This is a genomic window from Leptospira mayottensis 200901116 (assembly GCF_000306675.2).
Taxonomy (GTDB): Bacteria; Spirochaetota; Leptospiria; order Leptospirales; family Leptospiraceae; genus Leptospira; species Leptospira mayottensis.
The window spans coordinates 186,577-205,000 of sequence record NZ_CP024872.1 but is presented as its reverse complement, the minus strand read 5'-3'; the positions used below and the strand labels follow the sequence as shown (position 1 = coordinate 205,000).

General features: G+C 39.5%; 15 protein-coding genes (1 of these 15 cut by a window edge). 5 read left to right on the top strand and 10 right to left on the bottom strand.

What is annotated here, in order from left to right; all coding sequences use genetic code 11:
* Positions 1-1,159 carry the 3' portion of a S1C family serine protease gene (locus LEP1GSC190_RS18505; protein WP_002749543.1) on the top strand. It extends 350 nt beyond the left edge of the window, so only the last 1,159 of its 1,509 coding nucleotides appear in the window; its start codon lies beyond the left edge, outside the window; it ends in the stop codon at positions 1,157-1,159.
* A 14-nt stretch (positions 1,160-1,173) separates the two neighbouring features.
* Positions 1,174-2,757 (top strand): PDZ domain-containing protein, encoded by a 1,584-nt coding sequence (locus LEP1GSC190_RS18500; RefSeq protein ID WP_002749454.1) that lies wholly within the window; start codon positions 1,174-1,176, stop codon positions 2,755-2,757.
* A 147-nt stretch (positions 2,758-2,904) separates the two neighbouring features.
* Here the strand turns inward: LEP1GSC190_RS18500 and LEP1GSC190_RS18495 are convergent, their stop codons facing one another.
* Both LEP1GSC190_RS18495 and LEP1GSC190_RS18490 read right to left on the bottom strand, forming a co-directional pair.
* Positions 2,905-4,137, bottom strand: a complete 1,233-nt coding sequence (locus LEP1GSC190_RS18495) for an AZOBR_p60025 family cell surface glycopolymer formation protein (protein WP_086004804.1) — start codon at positions 4,135-4,137, stop codon at positions 2,905-2,907.
* An 8-nt stretch (positions 4,138-4,145) separates the two neighbouring features.
* A complete protein-coding gene (locus LEP1GSC190_RS18490) occupies positions 4,146-5,720 on the bottom strand; it encodes a hypothetical protein (protein WP_002749494.1) in 1,575 nt (524 codons plus the stop codon).
* 499 nt (positions 5,721-6,219) lie between these two features.
* Between LEP1GSC190_RS18490 and LEP1GSC190_RS18480 the strand changes: the two genes are divergently transcribed.
* Positions 6,220-6,897: a biliverdin-producing heme oxygenase gene (locus tag LEP1GSC190_RS18480; protein WP_002749379.1), complete on the top strand. Its 678-nt coding sequence runs from the start codon at positions 6,220-6,222 to the stop codon at positions 6,895-6,897.
* A 1-nt stretch (position 6,898) separates the two neighbouring features.
* Positions 6,899-8,095, top strand: a complete 1,197-nt coding sequence (locus LEP1GSC190_RS18475) for an MFS transporter (RefSeq protein ID WP_002749591.1) — start codon at positions 6,899-6,901, stop codon at positions 8,093-8,095.
* Between the two features lie 59 nt (positions 8,096-8,154).
* Here LEP1GSC190_RS18475 and LEP1GSC190_RS18470 read toward each other — a convergent pair whose 3' ends face one another.
* The 3 genes from LEP1GSC190_RS18470 to LEP1GSC190_RS18460 are packed head-to-tail and all read right to left on the bottom strand — an operon-like array spanning position 8,155 to position 11,546.
* On the bottom strand, positions 8,155-10,257 hold the full coding sequence (locus LEP1GSC190_RS18470; protein WP_002749356.1) for a TonB-dependent receptor plug domain-containing protein: 2,103 nt from the start codon (positions 10,255-10,257) through the stop codon (positions 8,155-8,157).
* Positions 10,258-10,261: 4 nt separating this feature from the next.
* Entirely contained in the window at positions 10,262-10,954 is a 693-nt protein-coding gene (locus LEP1GSC190_RS18465) for an HmuY family protein (RefSeq protein ID WP_036048582.1), read from the bottom strand.
* Between the two features lie 13 nt (positions 10,955-10,967).
* A complete protein-coding gene (locus LEP1GSC190_RS18460; RefSeq protein WP_036048585.1) occupies positions 10,968-11,546 on the bottom strand; it encodes an LIC20153 family lipoprotein in 579 nt (192 codons plus the stop codon).
* 269 nt (positions 11,547-11,815) lie between these two features.
* Here LEP1GSC190_RS18460 and LEP1GSC190_RS18455 point away from each other — a divergent pair, with 269 nt between their 5' ends.
* On the top strand, positions 11,816-12,550 hold the full coding sequence (locus LEP1GSC190_RS18455) for a leucine-rich repeat domain-containing protein (RefSeq protein ID WP_002749462.1): 735 nt from the start codon (positions 11,816-11,818) through the stop codon (positions 12,548-12,550).
* A 12-nt stretch (positions 12,551-12,562) separates the two neighbouring features.
* Here LEP1GSC190_RS18455 and LEP1GSC190_RS18450 read toward each other — a convergent pair whose 3' ends face one another.
* From LEP1GSC190_RS18450 to queA, 5 genes are all read right to left on the bottom strand, one after another.
* Positions 12,563-13,303, bottom strand: coding sequence for a hypothetical protein (locus tag LEP1GSC190_RS18450; RefSeq protein WP_002749332.1), 741 nt, complete (start codon positions 13,301-13,303; stop codon positions 12,563-12,565).
* A 253-nt stretch (positions 13,304-13,556) separates the two neighbouring features.
* Entirely contained in the window at positions 13,557-13,862 is a 306-nt protein-coding gene (locus tag LEP1GSC190_RS18440; RefSeq protein ID WP_036036113.1) for a YbaB/EbfC family nucleoid-associated protein, read from the bottom strand.
* Between the two features lie 121 nt (positions 13,863-13,983).
* Complete coding sequence (locus LEP1GSC190_RS18435) at positions 13,984-15,357, bottom strand: hypothetical protein (RefSeq protein ID WP_002749442.1); 1,374 nt, start codon at positions 15,355-15,357, stop codon at positions 13,984-13,986.
* A gap of 276 nt (positions 15,358-15,633) precedes the next feature.
* On the bottom strand, positions 15,634-17,256 hold the full coding sequence (locus tag LEP1GSC190_RS18430) for a S16 family serine protease (protein ID WP_002749427.1): 1,623 nt from the start codon (positions 17,254-17,256) through the stop codon (positions 15,634-15,636).
* A gap of 96 nt (positions 17,257-17,352) precedes the next feature.
* Entirely contained in the window at positions 17,353-18,396 is a 1,044-nt protein-coding gene (gene queA / locus LEP1GSC190_RS18425) for a tRNA preQ1(34) S-adenosylmethionine ribosyltransferase-isomerase QueA (protein ID WP_002749311.1), read from the bottom strand.
* Positions 18,397-18,424: the final 28 nt, after the last annotated feature.

Sequence of the window (18,424 nt, the reverse complement as noted above, 5' to 3'; positions counted from 1 at the left end):
CGCGCACGATTGCGACTTGGCTGTTTTGGAAGCCGAAAGTCCCGATTTCTACAAGGACTCAAGAGATTTACAGCTCGGAGAAATTCCTGAGCTCAATTCTCCACTGATTGTGGTCGGTTATCCGATCGGAGGGAATAAGGTTTCGGTTACGAGAGGAATCGTTTCCAGAAAGGATCAATCGGTTTATTCCCATTCTGCCGTTGACAGTCATTTAGTCTTACAAGTGGATGCGGCGATTAATCCAGGAAATTCTGGAGGTCCAGCGATTCAGGACGACAAGGTCGTAGGAGTTGCGTTTCAGGTTGCAGTCAAGGGCGAGAATATCGGATATCTTATTCCCACAAACGTTATACGTCATTTTTTAACGGACATAGAAGACGGGAAATATGACGGATACGTGGAGCTTGGAGTAAGAACTTTGAATTCGTTTAATATTTCTTTGAGAAAGGCCAAAGGAATTCCGGATCATTTGGAAGGAGTTTTTGTTTCCAGAGTTTTAAAAAACGGTTCTGCAGAAAATTATTTAAAGGAAGGAGATTTTCTCACCGAGATAGACGGGCAACCGATCGGAAAAAACGGAACCGTTATGCAAGATAAGGACGCAAGAGTTGACTTTGTCGAGATCGTGGATAATAAGCATGCGGGAGACAATATCTCTTTCAAACTGTATAGGAATGGAAAAGAAATGTCTGTTTCTTTTCCAGCACGTCGTATGTCTGATTTCGATTTTATGAGAAATCAATATGATAAACAGTATGATTTTGAAATGATCGGCGGACTTTTATTTCAAGAAATGTCCCGAGATTTGATCACAAGTTGGGGGCGCGGCGGCAATACTTCCGGAGGAAGTCAGCTTTTATACAGGTTTTTTTACTTCATAGAAGACGGACTGAACCGGACAAAAAAAAACGACGTAGTTTTATACCGAAAACTTTCTCATCCAATCAATTCTTCCGCGGAATATTTTGTGAACCTAGTTTTAGAATCCGTGAACGGAATTCCTGTTACGGAATTGAGTGACCTAAGAAAGATCTTGAAGCAATCTAAGGATAAATATCTTCGTTTAAAGTTTTTAGATGTTCAGGTCCCTCTCGTTTTGGATCGCGAGGAAGCTGGAAAGGCGGATGAAAAAATCCGTAAAATTTATGGTCTGGAATAATTAAGGAAATTATAATGTTAAAAATCTGGATCATGCCGATATTAATCTGTTTTTCGTTGGGGCTTTTTGCCGAAAAGGTAGAATCGGATCGTATTCTCATTAAAAAAAAACATTATAAAACGAAAAAAACAAATTACGATACCAAAAAAAACCCTGTGCTTTCAACGAAAGCTTCTGCTTTATCTGGTAAGGGAATTCAGGAAATCTATCATAAAAGTATCGTTCAGATCAAAGTCACTTATCAGGAGCCCGAATATCATCAACCTTGGAAGAAAAAGAATCCTAGGGTTCGAAGAGGAGTCGGGGTGGTCACAGAAGGAAATCGGATACTGATACCCTACTCGCTTTTACCGGATGCGACTTTGATCGAAGTAAAAAAATATTCTTCCTATTCCGAGATAAAAGCGGTCGTATTTCGTCACGATCCGGAATCCAATCTGGCTCTCCTTCGAGTCGAGAAAAAGAGTTTCTTCGATGATCTTATTCCGCTTACGTTTTCCCCGGTTGTCGTGTATCCGAAGCAGGTTAACGTTTACCAACTCGATAACTCCGGTTCGATTCAAACAACAAGCGTGACTTTTTTGAGTATGGACATGGATCAGATGCCTCTTGGTCAGGTAGAACTTCCCGTTGTGGACGTGAGTTCCAGCGAGGGTTTGAACGGTTTTGGAGAAGTTGCGATTGAGAACGGAAAAGTTTCCGGTATCCTTTATGATTTTACTTCTGGAAAAAATTCGGGGAGAATCATTCCCTCTTTTGTCATTCAAAAATTCATCGAAACTCCGGGAACGGACGTATTCGGTTATAAAGGGTTTCGTTTTCGCCCAATTACGGACGGCTCTGTAAAAAAATATTACGGTATGGAAAAATCCGACTCCGGAATTTTAGTTGCAGATGTGATTCCAGGCTCTTCAGCGAGTGGAGTCCTGAAGCTTGAGGATATCATTCTCGAATTTGGAGGTAAGAATGTGGATTCGAAAGGATATATCGAACATCCTTTGTATGGAAAACAGGTTCTTTCCTTTTTGGCACACTCCGGGGATTCGTTCGGATATTCATTAGGAAAAGAAATTCCTATGCTTGTATTGAGGGATAAACAAAAGATTCGTTTGAGCATGAAGTTGAAACCGTTTCCTTATTCGGCGGTTCGAATTCCGTTTAAAAATATTCCCGCTTCCAACGATTTTGCCGTAGAAGGTGGTTTTGTGTTTCTGGAACTTTCTGAATCCCTTCTGGAAGAATGGGGAAAGGATTGGAGATCCAGAGTGGATCGAAAACTTCTCTATCTTTATGATTATTATAAATTTCACGAAAAAGAGGAAGATGTCGGAAAGATCGTTCTTCTTTCTCAAGTTCTTCCGGATGAATCTAATAACGGTTTTCACGATCTTAGTTTTAAGATCGTGGAAAAAATTGACGGTCAAGGTGTGAAATCGGTCCGGGATTTAAAACAAAATATTAGACAAGGTAAATCCGATTATACTTTGATTTCTTTGGACGACGGAACCGAAATCGCTTTGGATAGAACGAAGTTAACGGAGATTAACGAAAGAATTTACAAGAGTTATAAAATTCGTTTTTCAGAAACCGGGAATTGAAAAATCCATTTGAGATTCGAAAGTTCTTGTTTTAATTTCGTTACAATTTTACGTTTCATCCGAAAATTTGAGGTTTGTTTTTAAGGACTTTTTCATTTATAGGGTTTCTTGTTCTATACCTTGAATTTGAAATGACAAAGGAGCTCTTCATTTCCAGATCTCGTAGGGAAGCGTCGAAGAGATAAATGTAAGTTTAAGCAAAAAAATAAAAACGATACTTCCGGTAACGATCCAATAAGCGAAATCTGAGATGGAGTCGTCCTCTAACTTCCAAAAGATCAAAAACGCGGTTGAAACTGTGAACATCCTAGAAACGTTTTCATACGAAGACCAATACAGTACATAACCTGCAGAAAAGACGGAAAATATCACTAGAAAAAAAGTAAGTCGCGCTGCGATTCCCTTTTTCCAATTTCCGCTACTGAGAATAAACAAACCGACGGCGAATAGAATAAAGATCGGAACTCTAGAAAATTTCTTTGCAAAAAGAATCAGGCCCGTTTCAAAATTGGGAACTTGCAAAAAAAATACTATGGAAGGATGATTGATCTCTCTCCAATAACCGATAAGACCGTCTAACGGAGTGAAAAAATCTGTGAATCTTGCTGGAGACCAATTTGGGAATTGAATTCTTAGAAAAACGGCCCAAAGAAACGGCAACAATAAAGTCGAAACGATTATTGCCGCATCTTTCCATTTTTTTTTCGAGAGAGCTTCAATTCCAAGAGGAAAAAGTAAAAAGAGAGCTTGTTCTTTTGTTAAAATTGAAATTCCCCCGAACAAAGAAAACCAAATCCATTTTTCTTTTTTGTAAAACCAAAATGTTATCACTAAAAATCCGGTTAGAACCGCATCGCAGACTAAAAGTGAGTAACTTCCTAAAAGAAAAGGTGAAAATAAATGGAAACTCGAATAGATACGATGCCTTTCGCCGCAAAGATCTCTTAATAAGAACCAAGAAATCAAAATCAAGACGAGATTTAGAAAATACATTCCGAATACGGTTCCCCAGGTTCCGAACCAGCCGAAAATGGAAACAAAGAATGGATAACCGATTCTAGATGCACGAATGTTTTCTTCGAATCCTTTAGGCCAGTTTAAATTGAATTCGCTTAACATTCTGGAATAATAATAAAAGATTTGTCCGTCGTAGCCAGCTCCTAAATCACCGGGACGACCTAAAAATACGACCGCGCCTTTTGGGGTTTCTGCCGCATTTTGAACAACGAATTGCATTCCGAAGTTGATTTGGGAACTCGGATTCCAATCGTATTTTTTCCAGATTAAAAAGGAAGAAAGAGCATATAATAAGACGAACAGAGGAAGAATAAAGAGAGGATTTACAAATAAGGATCGGATTTTTGAAAAAAAAGCATCCAATTTTTTCATTATTTTTCCCGTGCTGAAACGTTTAAAAAATTCAGAATGACATCAGTATATAAAGCCGAACTGCGTTTTGCTCCGTTAAAAGTTAGATGATGAGGATCTAAAAACAATTTTTTGTTGGGAATCGCATCTTTGAGATCATAAAAATCGAATGTATCGCTTTTGTGGGAGTCCAAAAATTTAAGATAGCCCTGATACCAGTTTCCATTTTTATAATATTTACTTTCAATTGGATTTTCGGGGGAGTTAATGATGATCAATTTTTGACCGTTCGCTTTAAATTTAGCGATCGTCTTTTCCAGGAATCGAATCTCGGACCAAGCGAAATAAGGAGAATTACCCAAGATCTCTTTATTCTTCTGGATTTTTTTCAATCGGTTGAGTGCGCCTTCGTTTTCGGGATTATAGTAAAGACGTCTTTCGTAGTCTTTCAGATAATCTTCGTCGGACATGGCTTCGATCCGATCATCGTCCAGGCCGTGAATTCTTTCATAGGAGATTCCAGTTCGAATTTCTCTTCTGCAAAAGTTTTGAGGCAGACGGATTCCGTACGTCGCGGGAACGCCGAAAATTCTCGCATCAACTTCATTAGAACTCGTGGTCGGTGAAACTGTAAATTCTAAGGTTACAGTTTGTGGTATGCTCCCGGATTTTTCTTTAAATTCAAGAATCAACGGTTTCCAGCCTGCTTTCGAATATATTTCATTGTAAATGGGTGCTTGCGTTGAGATCTGTGTATCGGCGGATGAGATTCGGTTGATCTGAACTCTGATTCCCGGTTTCTGAGTGAAGATATCTTCCGACAATTTCCCGTCTTTGAGCTCGCATTCGATTGTAAACTTTGGTGGGGTCCATCCTCTCAAAAAAATCCCTTCTTTGGGCATAGAGCCCGTATAATAGTGATAGGAACGCATGGTTCTCGTATGATGTTCCATGTATTCTATCCAAGGATCGTATAAGAAACTTCTAAAGCGATTGAGTAAGATCAATGTTTTGGTCAATTGAGCAAAAAATTCCCCTTTTGTATAGTTTTTCCAGTGGTCGGCAAGAAACTCTCCTGGAAAAATAAAGCGATTTTGATGACGGATTTTGTAATCTCTTAATCTTGCTTGTTCGTCGAAACTAACTCCGGAATATTCTTTTTGTTGAATATAATCTAATTGTAAATCTGCTGGATTTAAAATGTAGACTACGAGATCTGGCTTTTTATTTAAAATATCATCGGAATAATAGTAAAGATCTGTGGGAGATAGGGCGGGATGAGAATAAAATTCCGCTCTGAATTTTTCCCCATCTTTTATGTAGGACGTTCGTATTTCATTCGTGATCTGTTGCGGATATGCGGAATAGAGCGCGACACTACTCCCTGCGACGAGAATCCCCTTTTCATCTTTTTGAAAACGAATGTTTCTTTGTTTATGAAGAAAGTTATACCAAGGAGAAGTGTCCCATTCTAACTCATTTGGAAATTCGAAAAGAGCAATTGGAAACAGAACTCGGTCTAAAAATAGAAATCCAAGTAATAGAAGCAGAGAGATCCAGATCGTTTTGATTTTTACTCGAGTCTCGGGATTCATTTTACCTTAGAATTGTAATTGGAGCAGAATGATCTCATGGGTATCCACGCTAAAACCGTTTGGACTTTTGTCCAGAGGAAACGGACGAATTTCAAAGTCCTGCTCTTCAATCATGTTTTTTTAACGAACGTGATCGTATTATTTTTTAATTTCATCTAAGCGAGTAGGTGCCATAAGCCCTTAATTTTACGTTTTTGTTGTCGTTGTTTCTCCGCAATGAAGCCTACTAAAATTCTATCTTTCCCTATACTATTACGGCTTTTTTCCAGGATTTTCTTTTTTAACTCTTTTTGATCCTTTAAAGATTTTCGTTTTTTCGGGTTTTATTCACAAATATTCTTTGTTTGTAAGAGTTCCCACAAATTCCTCGAAATTCTTTCGGATTAATTTTTTGAAGAGTTTGAACTTTCCCAGTAAAAATCGGTAATTTTATGTAAAATAAGTTTGATTCTCAGTATCAGCTTAAAAGAATTGTCACAGTATTGTCAGGAGGTGCAAGATGAGTTTAGCAACCATTTTACGAGAAGGAACATCCGAAGAACACAAAGCTGCAGAAGGTTCCGCTTTCATTCGTTGTTTTATGAAGGGAATTTTGGAAAAAGGAACTTATGCAAAACATTTAGAAGCGTTTTACTTTGTTTACGAATCTATGGAAGAAGAGTTGGAACGCCATACAGGAAATGCGGTACTAAAATCGATTCATTTTCAAGAGCTTTATCGAAAAGATGCACTTTTAGAAGATCTTCAATTCTTTTATGGAACCTGGAAACCAACCGATCGCCAGCCTAGCGCGGCGACTCAAGTTTATGTGAAAAGAATCCGTAATATTTCCGAAACTCGGCCCGAATTGTTAGCTGCGCATTCCTATGTCCGTTATTTGGGAGATCTTTCCGGTGGGCAGATCTTGAAAAAAGTTGCGGCCAGGGCTTTGAACCTTCCGGAAGGACAAGGGATTTCTTTTTACGAATTTCCCGCTATTCAAGATATCAACGGATTCAAACAAAATTATCGTACCGCGTTGGACTCTCTGCCCGTAAACGATTCCGAAAAACAAGCGATTCTATCCGAATCCAAACAGGTATTTCTTTTAAATCAGGGAATTTTTTCTGAACTGGAACAGGACTTGATTTCTGCAATCGGTAAGGAAGTTTACGATACCGTTTTGGGAAAAGGCTGATTTGAAAAAATCAGCCTACTTTCTGCCAGTGGCCGTTTTTTTGGCGATGCTTCCGGTCACGATGATCGTGCCTGTATTTAAGGAAATTGTAAAGGATAGATTTCAATCGGGCAATGGAGAAGTCGCCTGGTTTTTGAGTATAGCGATGCTCGGGTCCTTTGTTTTTTCACCGATCGCTGGCTTTCTTTCGGATTATTTCGGAACTCGTAAAAAACTCATCGTTCTTTTTTGCGGGTTTGATGCCTTACTTTTAAATCTTCTTCCTTATGCGGAAAATCTCCCCACACTTTTATTTTTTCGCTTTTTGGAAGGAGGAGCGCACGTATTCGTGATTGGATTACTTCTCGCTTCCGTCGCTGACTTTGAGCATGGAGAAACTAAACTCGAATTCGGCAACGGAAGTTTGATGGGTTTATCCGGAATGTTACTTTCTTTAGGAGGGGCCGTGGGACTTTCTTTCGGCTTTTTAGGGAAACAGGATCCAACTCTACCGTTTCGAATCGGTTCTGGAATTTTATTATTTCTTGGTTGGATCGTATATCGACTTGTTCCTGAAGAAAAGTTTAGATACTCGAAAAAACATTCTTGGAAAAAATCCGGCGTTCTCTTTTTAACTCACCCTCTTCTTTTGTTTCCTCTCGCATTCCAATTCTTGGATCGTTTCACTTCCGGATATTTTATGAGTTCTCTGAATCTGCGCCTTCGGGAAAAGTTTTTCCTGAATCCTTCCGAGACTGGAAAAATGTTATCCTTAGTTTTTTTACCGATGGCTCTTTTATCTTATCCTGCGATTCGTCTTTCCAAAAGAACCGGAAAGTATTTTCCAGTTGCCATCGGGTCGTTAATCTACGGGGTTTCTTTGGCCTTTTCCGGAATGTTTCAGTCGGTTATATGGATCGGCGTTTCACTTCTATTCTGCGGATTGGGTGCGGGGTTGATGTTTGCCACTTCTTTACGACTCGCCTCTTCCCTTTGTAAGCGCGAAAATAACGGGCTTGTGATGGCTGGTCTGATGGGATTCGGCTCTCTTGGATTTTTTTTAGGTCCGATCTCTTCGGTGGGGCTGGATCAGATCTCTACTACTTGGGCTCCTTTTTCAGGATCTTCTCTCACCGCATTCGTATTCGGATCTGCACAGATTCTAATCGTTTTGATGAGCATTCCGTTTTACAAGATTCTCAATAAAAAAGAACTTTAGAATATTCTAAAAATATTTTATATTTGGAGTAATGTCTTACGAAAATTTGAACAAAAAATCTAAAATTGAGCGGAAAATCCGCCGTAATAAAATCGAGGTCGAGTTGGATTGTAGGCAAGTTCGTATTGATTGAGCACGTTATCCACTCCCAAAAAAAGAGAAAAGTGTTTATTGAAGAATTTCTGTTCGATTCTTACATTCAAAATCGTAAATGGTTTTCCGTAAATCACGGGAGGATTTTCGTTCAATTTAACTTCGGTGGGAATATAATCTTGTCCTGCCAGATTGTTCGTGGCACTATAAAACGGCCTTTTATCCAGATGTTTTCCTCTCAGGTTGAATTGGAATCCCCCAGGGGAAGTGTAGATGAAATTTGCGGACGCCTGATGAAGCGCTCTTCCTTCTAAAGGTCTGTCCGTATTTAGATCTCTTGTATCCGTATGATTATAACCCAATTCGAGTGTGAAGTATTTTAAGAATCTATACTGAACTCCGAATTCCCCTCCTCTCGTATATGCCTTTGCGATGTTCTGTAATTGAAATTCGGCAAATTCCTTTCCTTTGTTCGAATCGAATTTGTACTGGATTAAGTTGATAATGTCGTTGCGGTATAAACTGAGGGAAAATGTCAAAAAACTAAAAGGACTGTATTCCAAGTCCGAGTTGATCGTGATTGATCGTTCTGGTTTTAAATTCGGGTTCCCTTCCACAACGTAACCCACGGCCGGGTTTTCAAAGCGAAGATATAATTCCTGAAAGCTGGGTGGACGAAAACCCCTTCCGTAGCTCGTCCTCCAAACTAAGTTCTGAAAAATATCGTAACGGACTGCAAGCTTAGGAGTTGTTTGATTACCAAATTGAGAATCGTCGTCGTATCTTACTCCCGGAATCACTCGAATTCGAGGAGAACTGGAGACAGTCCACTCGTCTTGAAAGAATACAGCCTTTCTAGTTCTATATACGTACCGACTCTGTAACCGATCCGATTCTAATTCGTTTGCAAAGGATTCCGCGCCTATCGTGATAAAATGCCTTTCAGAAGCTTCCATGTCCAATTGAACGGTTCCTTGGGAAGTGAGTTCTGCGTTCAATTGTTTCACGTCTAATTCGTTCGCCCCTCTTTGGTTGTTGTAGTATTTGTTTTCCCATTTGGAAATGTTTCCTCGAAAGGAGATCAAATTTCTTTTTCCAAATCCATATTCCAAAGAACCCGTGGCTAGAAAATCGTGCGTTTTATTATTCCGATCAAAAATTGCTTTGGATTGAGTTACGTCTACTCCGTTTTGATCCCTATGTTGGTAAAGAATTCTAGTTTTGCCTTTGAAGTTTCCGTCCGGATTAAAGGTGAGATTGATCCCTGTGTTTAAATCCTGATATGCGTTTCCAGTTGTAGCCTGAGAATTCGGAACCAGTCTGTAACCTGGGTTTTTATTGTAACCTGCAGAAACAGCACCGCTGACGAACTCGTTTCTAAAACCCATGTTGGCGTTGGTATTGAATTCTCCTTCGGTATTGAAATTCTTTCGACTTCCGTTTCCGTAAGTTGTGCGCATTTCGTAGCTGAGTTTTTTATCAGCTTCTCTCGTGATGAGGTTGATGACTCCTCCGATTGCGTCTGCTCCGTATAATGCAGATGAGGCGCCTTTAACGATTTCGATTCTCTCTAAGTTTTGAACTTTGAATCTGCTGAGGTCCACGGCATTGTTTAAACGTCCTGCAATCCTTTCTCCGTCAATTAGAATCAGAACGTATTGCGAATCAAGACCGAGCATTCGAACTCTTGAACCTCCAAAGAATGGAACTACATCGATTCCCAATTGGGTTTCTAAAACTTCGGCTGCGTTTCTTGCACCGCTGGCTTCTATTTTTTTACGGGAGATTACTTCGGTCGCGACCGTGGAGTCTTTGAGTCTTCGTTCGCCTCTGGAACCTGTGACTACGATTTGGGATTCTTCTGGAATGTTTTGCCCGTTTTCTTTTCGAAGTGATTCGGTGACTGTAGTGTTGTTTTTCGTAGTAATTCTGTTCGGCGATTCGCCCTCAACGACTTTGGTTTCAGTTTTTGTCCTTTCATCTTGAGCTTGGATTGGAATGTAAAAGAGAATAGGAAATAAGATCTGAATCGATTTGAGTTGAAAGAACCGACGGATCGAAAAGAACATACGGTTAGTAAGGGATTTGCTTCCATCTTACCGTGGGATGCGCCGAGGTCCCCTCGGAATTATAATAACTGGTAATCTGAAAGAGATAGTATTCGTTCCCCGTATTGGAACGGATTATGAAAACATTATAATTAGGCTGTAAAAAAGCGAAAGTGTAGTTGAACCATTTGTTGAGTACGTTATTTCCCACGTAGTTGGTTTGGACTCCACCAGCCGCGATTTCAGATACGTTTGTGTCGGGAGAAAAAGAAGCGTTTGTACAACCCAAAGCTGTAGAAGTACTCGAAGCCGCGGTGTTAAAATCGGTGAGAACAGGGTTGGTTAAACAGGCACCTCCTTGTCCTTCCGAATAGGTCAAGCCTCCGTTTGTTTGAAGTTTGAATCTTTGAAAACCTACGTCCCAGCCTCCGGATACGTTCGGAACAAAAGCTTGAGTTTTGTCTGCAAAGTTGTATTTGATCCATACATCATACGAAACCGATCTGACTTTCGTGGTAAACGAACCGTCTTTGTTCGCTTCTGTGGAAAGAATTTTAGAACGACTCGCTTCTTCGATTTGTTTTTGTAAGGCGAGAATCGATTGTTTGAACGCAAGTTCTTCGTTGTCGACCGCGGAATGTTGTCTCGCACAGAAAACAAGGAGCAAGGCTCCGAGTCCAAAGAGAAATAGCGGTTTGAAATTCAGAAATGCGTTCATTTGAATCAATATCTTATTGTATTCGGAACGTAGTCGTAGGAGGCTCGGCGGTTCTGCTCGCAAGATAGAAAACAAAATAGTAATCCCCGCCTTTTGTGGCGTTTAGCGTATACGTGTAAGGACCATCGCCTGCAACAGAACCGTATTGACCTTCACTATTTGTAGTGTAAGTTGATCTTGTCGTATCTTGAGCGACGTCGGAAAGTGGACAAGAAGAGGCATTGTAGACCAAAGGTGCGTTTTCGTTGTTGGAGCTCCCTTCGTCAAAATCCGCAACGTTACGTCCGGTAAAAACAATTTTAGTTCCATTAGCTGCACCAGTAACTTTAACGGCTGCGATGGAATGATTTACGAATGGAACCTTGCCATAAATAAGTGTTTGAACGGAAGTAGTTGCAATCATTGCAGGTAAGGAAGCGACCTTGCCTTTGACGGTTGCGGAGCAGTTGTAACTGGGGGCTAAACTGACTAAAGCCAAAAGAAGCATTGGGACAACGTCGTCTTTCTTATCATCGTTCTTACAGTTTAAGAGCAGCCCAAGGATGAGGCTAAAAGTAACTGCTATTTTCGCATATTTTTGGATATTTCTCATAATGTACCCCTTTAGTAATTGAGTCATCTTGAAATTGTGAATATGAGAGTCAAACTCAAAATCGCGTATGATGAGAAAGAATTTTCTGTTCTTGTAAGTTCCATTTAACCTATATTAGGATATTATCTTTAAAATCTTAAATTCTAACCATGAACTTTGAACACAAAATGTGGGAACTCTTACACCAAAAATGTATATTTCTCTTGAGCTTTTTATTTTAAAAAATTGGCTTCTTTTTCTTGAATTCTAATTCTCAATTGTACCAAGCTATGATTCGGATCTGTTTTTTTTCTTTATCCAAGATTTTGATTATCGGTTTCTGCTTTTGGACTTTTTCATGTGTTCTTTTGGAAAAAGAACCTGTTTCCGGTGGAGTTCCTGTCTTTTCTAAAGAAGGTAAAATCCTTAGATATTATCCGTATCAAATTCGTTGGATTGGATTTGATGAGAGTGAATTTCCGGATATAACTAGATTGGTCGATTTTAGAAATCTCGCTTCTCTGGAAATCCTCCATCCCGAGTTTCAGAATTTAGAAGAACTCAGTTCCTTAAAGACAATCAATTTTCTAAACGTGAGTGGGACCAAAGTAAAGGATCTTTTTGTTTTATCCAAATTGCCCGTTCTACACAGTTTGTATCTAAGTAAAACATCCGTGGATGAACAAGATCTGAAACGATACTCCGAAGTCGGTAAATTGACCAAATTAGGTTTGTATAAAACCAAAATTCGCGATCTTTCTTTTATCGGCTCGGAGTGTAACCTACAACAACTCGATATTCGAAATACGGAGGTCTCCTCTTTGGAACCGATTGCAAATTGTAGGAACCTTTTAGAACTCCGAATCGGACATACTCATATCAAAGAGATTCGCTCTATCTACGAAATGAGGAACCTACGTTATTTAGAATGGTCGGGATTAGATCTTTCCCGGAAAGAATTAGATCTAGTTCGAGAGCAACTCCCCTACCTCAAGTTGGTTCCTATGCACGTAGATTCATTATAATATTCATTTTTTTTAATATGTAAGCGGTCCGGCTTCTGAGTGATTGTCGTAAAGGAGAATATCTTCTTTTTCTATGGGGATTCTATTCACTCTAATTTGTCCTGTGGTTTCTACGATTCTCAAAGTGCGAACCGGATATTTTTGTCCGTTTTCTTTTTCCAATACGACGGTTGCGTTTTTTCTTACCCTGGAAAGCCTTAAGCCCCAGACTTCTAAGATTTTCCCTTCGCTTTCCAAAACGAGTGCACTAATTTTGTTTGTATTAGAAGACGCTGATTTTCTATAAACTCCTTTTGGATTTCCAGGTATAAAATCGGGTTCGATAGAAATCGAATTGGATTGAATTGATTCGATTTGAAAGGAAAGATGATCACAATCGTAGGCGCGGACTAAGGTCCATCGGTTTCCAGATTCTTTGTTTGTAAAAACTCGGCAGGATTCCGGAATCAATTGTATCCCTCTGTTTGTTGTTTTTACGATTCCTTCGATTCTGGTTTCTTCTCGATTTTTACTGAGGGTTACGCTCAGCTGAGCAAATATAAATTTGTTCTGTTTTCGGGTCATGTCCAGGAATAACTGCCTCACAAAATAACCTTCTTCCAGTTTTTGAATTTTGGAATAATATTCTCCAGATAACACAGGTTTGTGAGTAGGAACGCCTTCCGTTTTTAAGTTATCTACGGAACAGAATCGAGTTGTGAAGATACAAATTGTGAAAAATACGAAAAATCGTCCCTTTTTACGATTGAACATTGGATTTAGAGTTGGTGATTCCTAAATATACGGTGTGCAAAATGATTTTCTACAGTTTAAAAATTGAGAAAAAATCTTCAATCAAGTTTCCTGATATTCTTTCTCGTTTCTAAAAAAGTGGAAGAGGCATATTTGTATGTACATCAAGTTTGATTTCGAATACGGATCTAGTGTTCAGAATCAAATCTGGCTTTGAGAGACGAAATTCTAAAATTTCAGATTGGGCGAAAAATATTTAAGACAAGAAGTGAACTCACTCCATTCCCATCATTCCACGGAATTCTCCCATTCGTTCTTCAGCTGCATTTTGTGCAAGTTCAAGAGAACGGGATACGGCCTGTTTGATGCTTTTCTGTAAAAGTTTTTTATCGTTTTTTGCAAGAAGTTCGTCTTCGATAAATATATCTTTGATGTTGAGTTTTCCGTCGGAGATACAAGTTACTAAGTCGTTTTTGGATTTTGCTTCGAAGGAAAGCGCCATCAGATCCTTCTCCACTTTCTTTATTCTTACTCGCATCTGATTCATTTGCTTTATTGATTCTAACTTGTTACCGAACATTTTAGGTCTTCCCTTTCAGAAAATTTGAATCGAGTATTTCCTTGCGAACCGAAGCGATTGATCGAAAATTCTCTCTCGATCAAATTCTGAAAATGTTAAAAACGGGCAACCAGAAAAGAAATTAAAAGGAAAGTTCCATTCCTAAGGAAGTAAAATATTCCGTATAGTACTGAGAGAACGCCGGAAGTCTAAGCGGACCCACATCCGTATAGATCACACCTTTGGAAAGGTTATTTCTGAAGTTCATGAAAAAGATCGCACTTTGGAAACTGGTCTTTCCACGGAAACTTGCGGAAAACGAACGTAGAGGTTCATCTACTTGAGTATTGATTCCGGAAGGTCTGGATGAGAGAAGATTGTAATAATTGTTTCCAAAAAATAACGAGTATCTTCCGGCCGGATCCAAAAGCATTGTAAATCCTAAAGTGGTCGCGTCGGATTCTGGAGTGATATAAAATCCGTTGTTTTTCGCGGTTGGGTCTGCAGAATAACTGTATCGGACATTGAGGATGATTTTTGAAAAGTCGATGAACATCGAAAAACGAGCGGCTTCCGGATTATAAAGTCCTTTTTCTTTTTCTTTGTTTAAAACGGAAGTTTGGAACAAAAGACGTTTTACGGGTTGGATACTCGCTTGCCATTCGATTACTCTTCCACCTGTGTTTCCCAGCGCCTGATTTCTAAGAATTGGATTGGTCCCAACGTTTGGATCTATATTCGTGAGTTGTGCATTTGCAGAATACGGAAGTCTGTTTGTGGTTAAACTCGAATTTCCAAAGGAACTTCCGGAAATAATTTTTGTACTGAGATATTCATTCGGTTTAAAGGAGAATCCTGCCATAGAATAACCCTGGTCTTTTTGATCCGCCGTGTAAGGAAGGGAATTTCCCGTTTTCAAAATCGCTTCCACTCCTGGTAAAATCGTGTAACTCAATTCAAAGGAGTCTAACTTAGCTTGATTAACTCCGATTCTATCCATATTTCCAATAGGATCCGCTTTTCTTCCTTGCATCGAGGGAGCTAATTCGGAAAAAGGCAAAAAAGGAAGAACGGAAGTCATTATTTGAATTTTATTCTGTTTACCGTCGAAAAAACGAGCTCCCATCCAATCTGCGTTTAGGTTGTTGAAGAGAAGGTCTGATTGATTCCCTTTTAAATTGTTTCTGGAAGGAAATAGAGTCCAGGTGTTGCCAATTCCTGCAAAACCGAAATCCTTAGCTCCCGTAAGTTCCAGGTCTTTTTCCAATTCGTTTAAGAGATTCGATCTTTTGGCGCCCAGGATTCGAAATTCTTGAATCTCTTTTTCTCGTTTTCCCGTCGAGGTCGGACTGGACTTGAAAGAGTCGTTCTTTTCTTCGAAAGGCAAAAATTCAGTTTTTTGAAAATGTTCGGGCGTTTTGACTTGTACAACGGATAAGAGAATCCCTAGCCCAATTGCAGACAAGCTACTGACGAACAAGGAAGATTGGATATTGATCACTCCGATGATTCTCATATACTAAATTTATTATCGGTAATCAAAATTGAAGGAACACTCGTAAATGTAAGCCCGATTTAAAACGAAAATTTTCAAAAAAATTATCCAGACGAAAAATCTTTTTTCCTACCAAAAGGTCGGTTTAAATCATTCAAAATTTTAAAAAGCTCAACGATGAGTGCGGCGTTCAAAAAACGAATCCTCATTTCCTTTCTTCCAGTTTGAGAGATCCTAAACACTTCGGAAAGAAATTTTTTCTAATATTCTGTCGCATTATTTTTGTAACTTCGATTTCTATTCATGTTCTTCTTCTTTTTTTCGATCAATTCTCTCCTCAATTAAATGGAACAAGCTTCCCTGTGGATATTTTCCGTTTTTGCCGAATTTTCCAGCCGGAATTCCAAAAACTTCCGGGATCAATTCCTCTACATGGGAGCAGGTAAAAATCTGAAATTTCCCTTTATCCATTGCCCTACGGATAGAAGAAGGCAGATTTAAATCCCGCAAATTCGCCGTAGGAATATAAACCGTATATTTATCTCTAGAATTTCCGACGATCTGAGTCACTTCGAACCAAGCGGCGATTTTAGTGTTTACGGAGCCGACTGGAAGAATTTCTCCATATTGAGAAAGCGCTCCGGTGACCGCAATATTACAAGGAATTTCGAGGCCGCCGAGAGCAGAAAGTATCGCAAGAAGTTCGGCGCAACTTGCCGAGTCTCCATCAATCGGCGAATAATTTTGTTCGAAAAGTATTGAGGCATCCAAGCCGAAGGATTGTATATGAGAGAACATTCCTTTAATATAAGATTGTAATATAAAAACTCCCTTATCGTGTAAGTCTCCAGAAAGATTCACTTCTCTTTCTATGTTGATGAAGTTTCCGGAACCGAGGGCGACCCGTGCGGAAACTTGATTTACTTGTCCGAAGTCGGATAAGGAAGAATGTAGTAAGATGACGGAGAGTCCATTGATCCTTCCCGTTTTTTTTCCTTTGAGTTGGATCGTGATCAGACCTTCTCTCACACTTTCCAAATATCTTCTTTTGTAGACCGCAATTCTTTTTTCCACCAATTCGACTGCGGATTCAACCTGGCTTCTCGTAATCGGTTTTTTTTCCTTTTTGTATAGCACGAGAAGTTCGCCCACAAAGGTCCTAAGTTCTGCGAAAGATAAAGAAAGTCTCGTTCTGCTGTCGTTCCATCTAAGCCCGATTTCGAGTAACGTGTCTACGGCGGAAGAATCGAAGCCCGGATATCCTGGCTTTTCCCAGGAATGGATCAGGCCGCCAAAAAGTTGAAGATTTTTTTTTGTCTTCATCACCGCTTCGTATGGAAGATGAATCTTAAAGGAAAAACTATCGTAAAAATCTGGATCAACTCCGGAAATAAAATCCACTTCTCCTTCTTCTCCGGCGAGAATGAGCCGAAAACGGGTATTGACCGAAGGATGAAAACGATTCATTTCTTTAGATCCGGTCATTTCGGGAAGAGTGAGAAAATCTATCTTTCCAGTTTGTAGTACTTCTTTTACGAGAAAATATAGATTGGAATCTTCTGTAAGCGCTCTCATCGGAAGTAAAAGATAACCCCCGTCGGCCTCGGCCATTTTACCGGGACGATACTCTGTATTTCCTGGAAATCCCGCAAGTGTCAAAAATCCAGGATGAGGATCACAGATGACTTTGGTATTTTTTTTTAAGTCTGAAATATATTCCTGAAGCAAGGTAAGATTGGATTCTAATCCCGGGCCCGTAATAAGAATGTTTGAGAAAATTCCCGGGTTTTCCAAAGCTCTCGGTAAGGAACTGAGTTCTTCTCTATGAAACGCTAAAAAATCGGGCAGGCCATTTTTAGGTCTTTGTTTGCCTGCATGTAGTTTGATCGCCGATTGATTGGAAGTTATTCTTTTAATCACTAAAAACGATTCTCCATCAGGTTCCTTGTATGATCAATATATTATTTGACGAAACATCATGTCGATTCTCGAAGAAGTATGGATTGGCCCGCTCAATCATCGCTTTCCTAAAATTAGCATCGCATCTCCATAAGAATAGAATCGAAATTTTTCCTGAATCGCTTTTTGATACGCTTTCAAAATCAATTCTTTTCCTGCAAATGCGGATACGAGTAAAAGAAGACTTGAACCCGGTAAATGAAAGTTCGTGATTAGACATTCGCAGCTTTTCAGTCGATCTTCCGGTTGAATAAAAAGTTCCGTAGTGCCACGCCCCGAACGGAAGGAATTTGTTGCGTAGTTGTAAGCGGATTCGAGTGCTCGCAGAGTTGTAGTACCGATCGAAAAAATTCTTCTTCCTTCTTTTTTGGCGAGATTCAAAATTTTCGTACTAGATTCTTCCAGAAAGAATTCTTCCCGATGTAATTTTTGATTTTGAAAATTTTCTTCGGTAAGGGGTTGAAAGGTCCCGTAACCGACTTTGAGTTCCAAAGTGCAGAATTGAATCTTTTTCTCTTTCAGGGTTTGAAAGATGGATTCTGAAAAATGCAAACCCGCAGTCGGAGCGGCAACAGAGCCAGGAGTTTTTGCAAAAAGTGTTTGGTACCGAATTTCATCCTTGGAATCTGGATTTCTTTTGAAATATGGCGGGATTGGAATTTCTCCGATTTGCTGAAAGTCTTCTTCTTGTAGAGTTTGTTCCGATTTTAAAAAAACGAATTCACCTTCTTTTTTTTCCACTGTAAATGAGATACGTTGCGTTTTTTCATCGGAAAGTTTTGTTCCCACTTTTAATTTTTTGGAGTTTCGAATCTTGCATTTCCAAAGTAATTCTTTTTCTTCGAGAAACATTGTTTCGTGAGTACGAATTTGTGTTTTTAAATAAACTCTGCGTTTGCTTACCTTAGTATGATTGGCCACTAAGACGTCTCCCTCTTTCAAATATGAAACAAGGTTTTTAAACGAAGGTTCGCTGAAGATATTTCCGGCGTTTACGTCGAGAACCATCAATCTGCTTTCGTCCCGATTGGCCGCCGGATAACGAGCGATCCTTTCTTCGGACAAGGTAAACTCGAATTCTTTGAGATCTTTAAACAACATCTATTTGCAGTGGATCTGTAAACGGTTC

Excerpts from the sequence above, each read along its gene's own strand:
- LEP1GSC190_RS18435 (WP_002749442.1), bottom strand. The coding sequence starts at position 15,357 with ATGAGAATCATCGGAGTGATCAATATCCAATCTTCCTTGTTCGTCAGT.
- LEP1GSC190_RS18450 (WP_002749332.1), bottom strand. The coding sequence starts at position 13,303 with ATGTTCAATCGTAAAAAGGGACGATTTTTCGTATTTTTCACAATTTGT.
- queA (WP_002749311.1), bottom strand. The coding sequence starts at position 18,396 with ATGTTGTTTAAAGATCTCAAAGAATTCGAGTTTACCTTGTCCGAAGAA.
- LEP1GSC190_RS18455 (WP_002749462.1), top strand. The coding sequence starts at position 11,816 with ATGATTCGGATCTGTTTTTTTTCTTTATCCAAGATTTTGATTATCGGT.
- LEP1GSC190_RS18480 (WP_002749379.1), top strand. The coding sequence starts at position 6,220 with ATGAGTTTAGCAACCATTTTACGAGAAGGAACATCCGAAGAACACAAA.
- LEP1GSC190_RS18500 (WP_002749454.1), top strand. The coding sequence starts at position 1,174 with ATGTTAAAAATCTGGATCATGCCGATATTAATCTGTTTTTCGTTGGGG.
- LEP1GSC190_RS18460 (WP_036048585.1), bottom strand. The coding sequence starts at position 11,546 with ATGAGAAATATCCAAAAATATGCGAAAATAGCAGTTACTTTTAGCCTC.
- LEP1GSC190_RS18490 (WP_002749494.1), bottom strand. The coding sequence starts at position 5,720 with ATGAATCCCGAGACTCGAGTAAAAATCAAAACGATCTGGATCTCTCTG.
- LEP1GSC190_RS18440 (WP_036036113.1), bottom strand. The coding sequence starts at position 13,862 with ATGTTCGGTAACAAGTTAGAATCAATAAAGCAAATGAATCAGATGCGA.
- LEP1GSC190_RS18465 (WP_036048582.1), bottom strand. The coding sequence starts at position 10,954 with ATGAACGCATTTCTGAATTTCAAACCGCTATTTCTCTTTGGACTCGGA.
- LEP1GSC190_RS18470 (WP_002749356.1), bottom strand. The coding sequence starts at position 10,257 with ATGTTCTTTTCGATCCGTCGGTTCTTTCAACTCAAATCGATTCAGATC.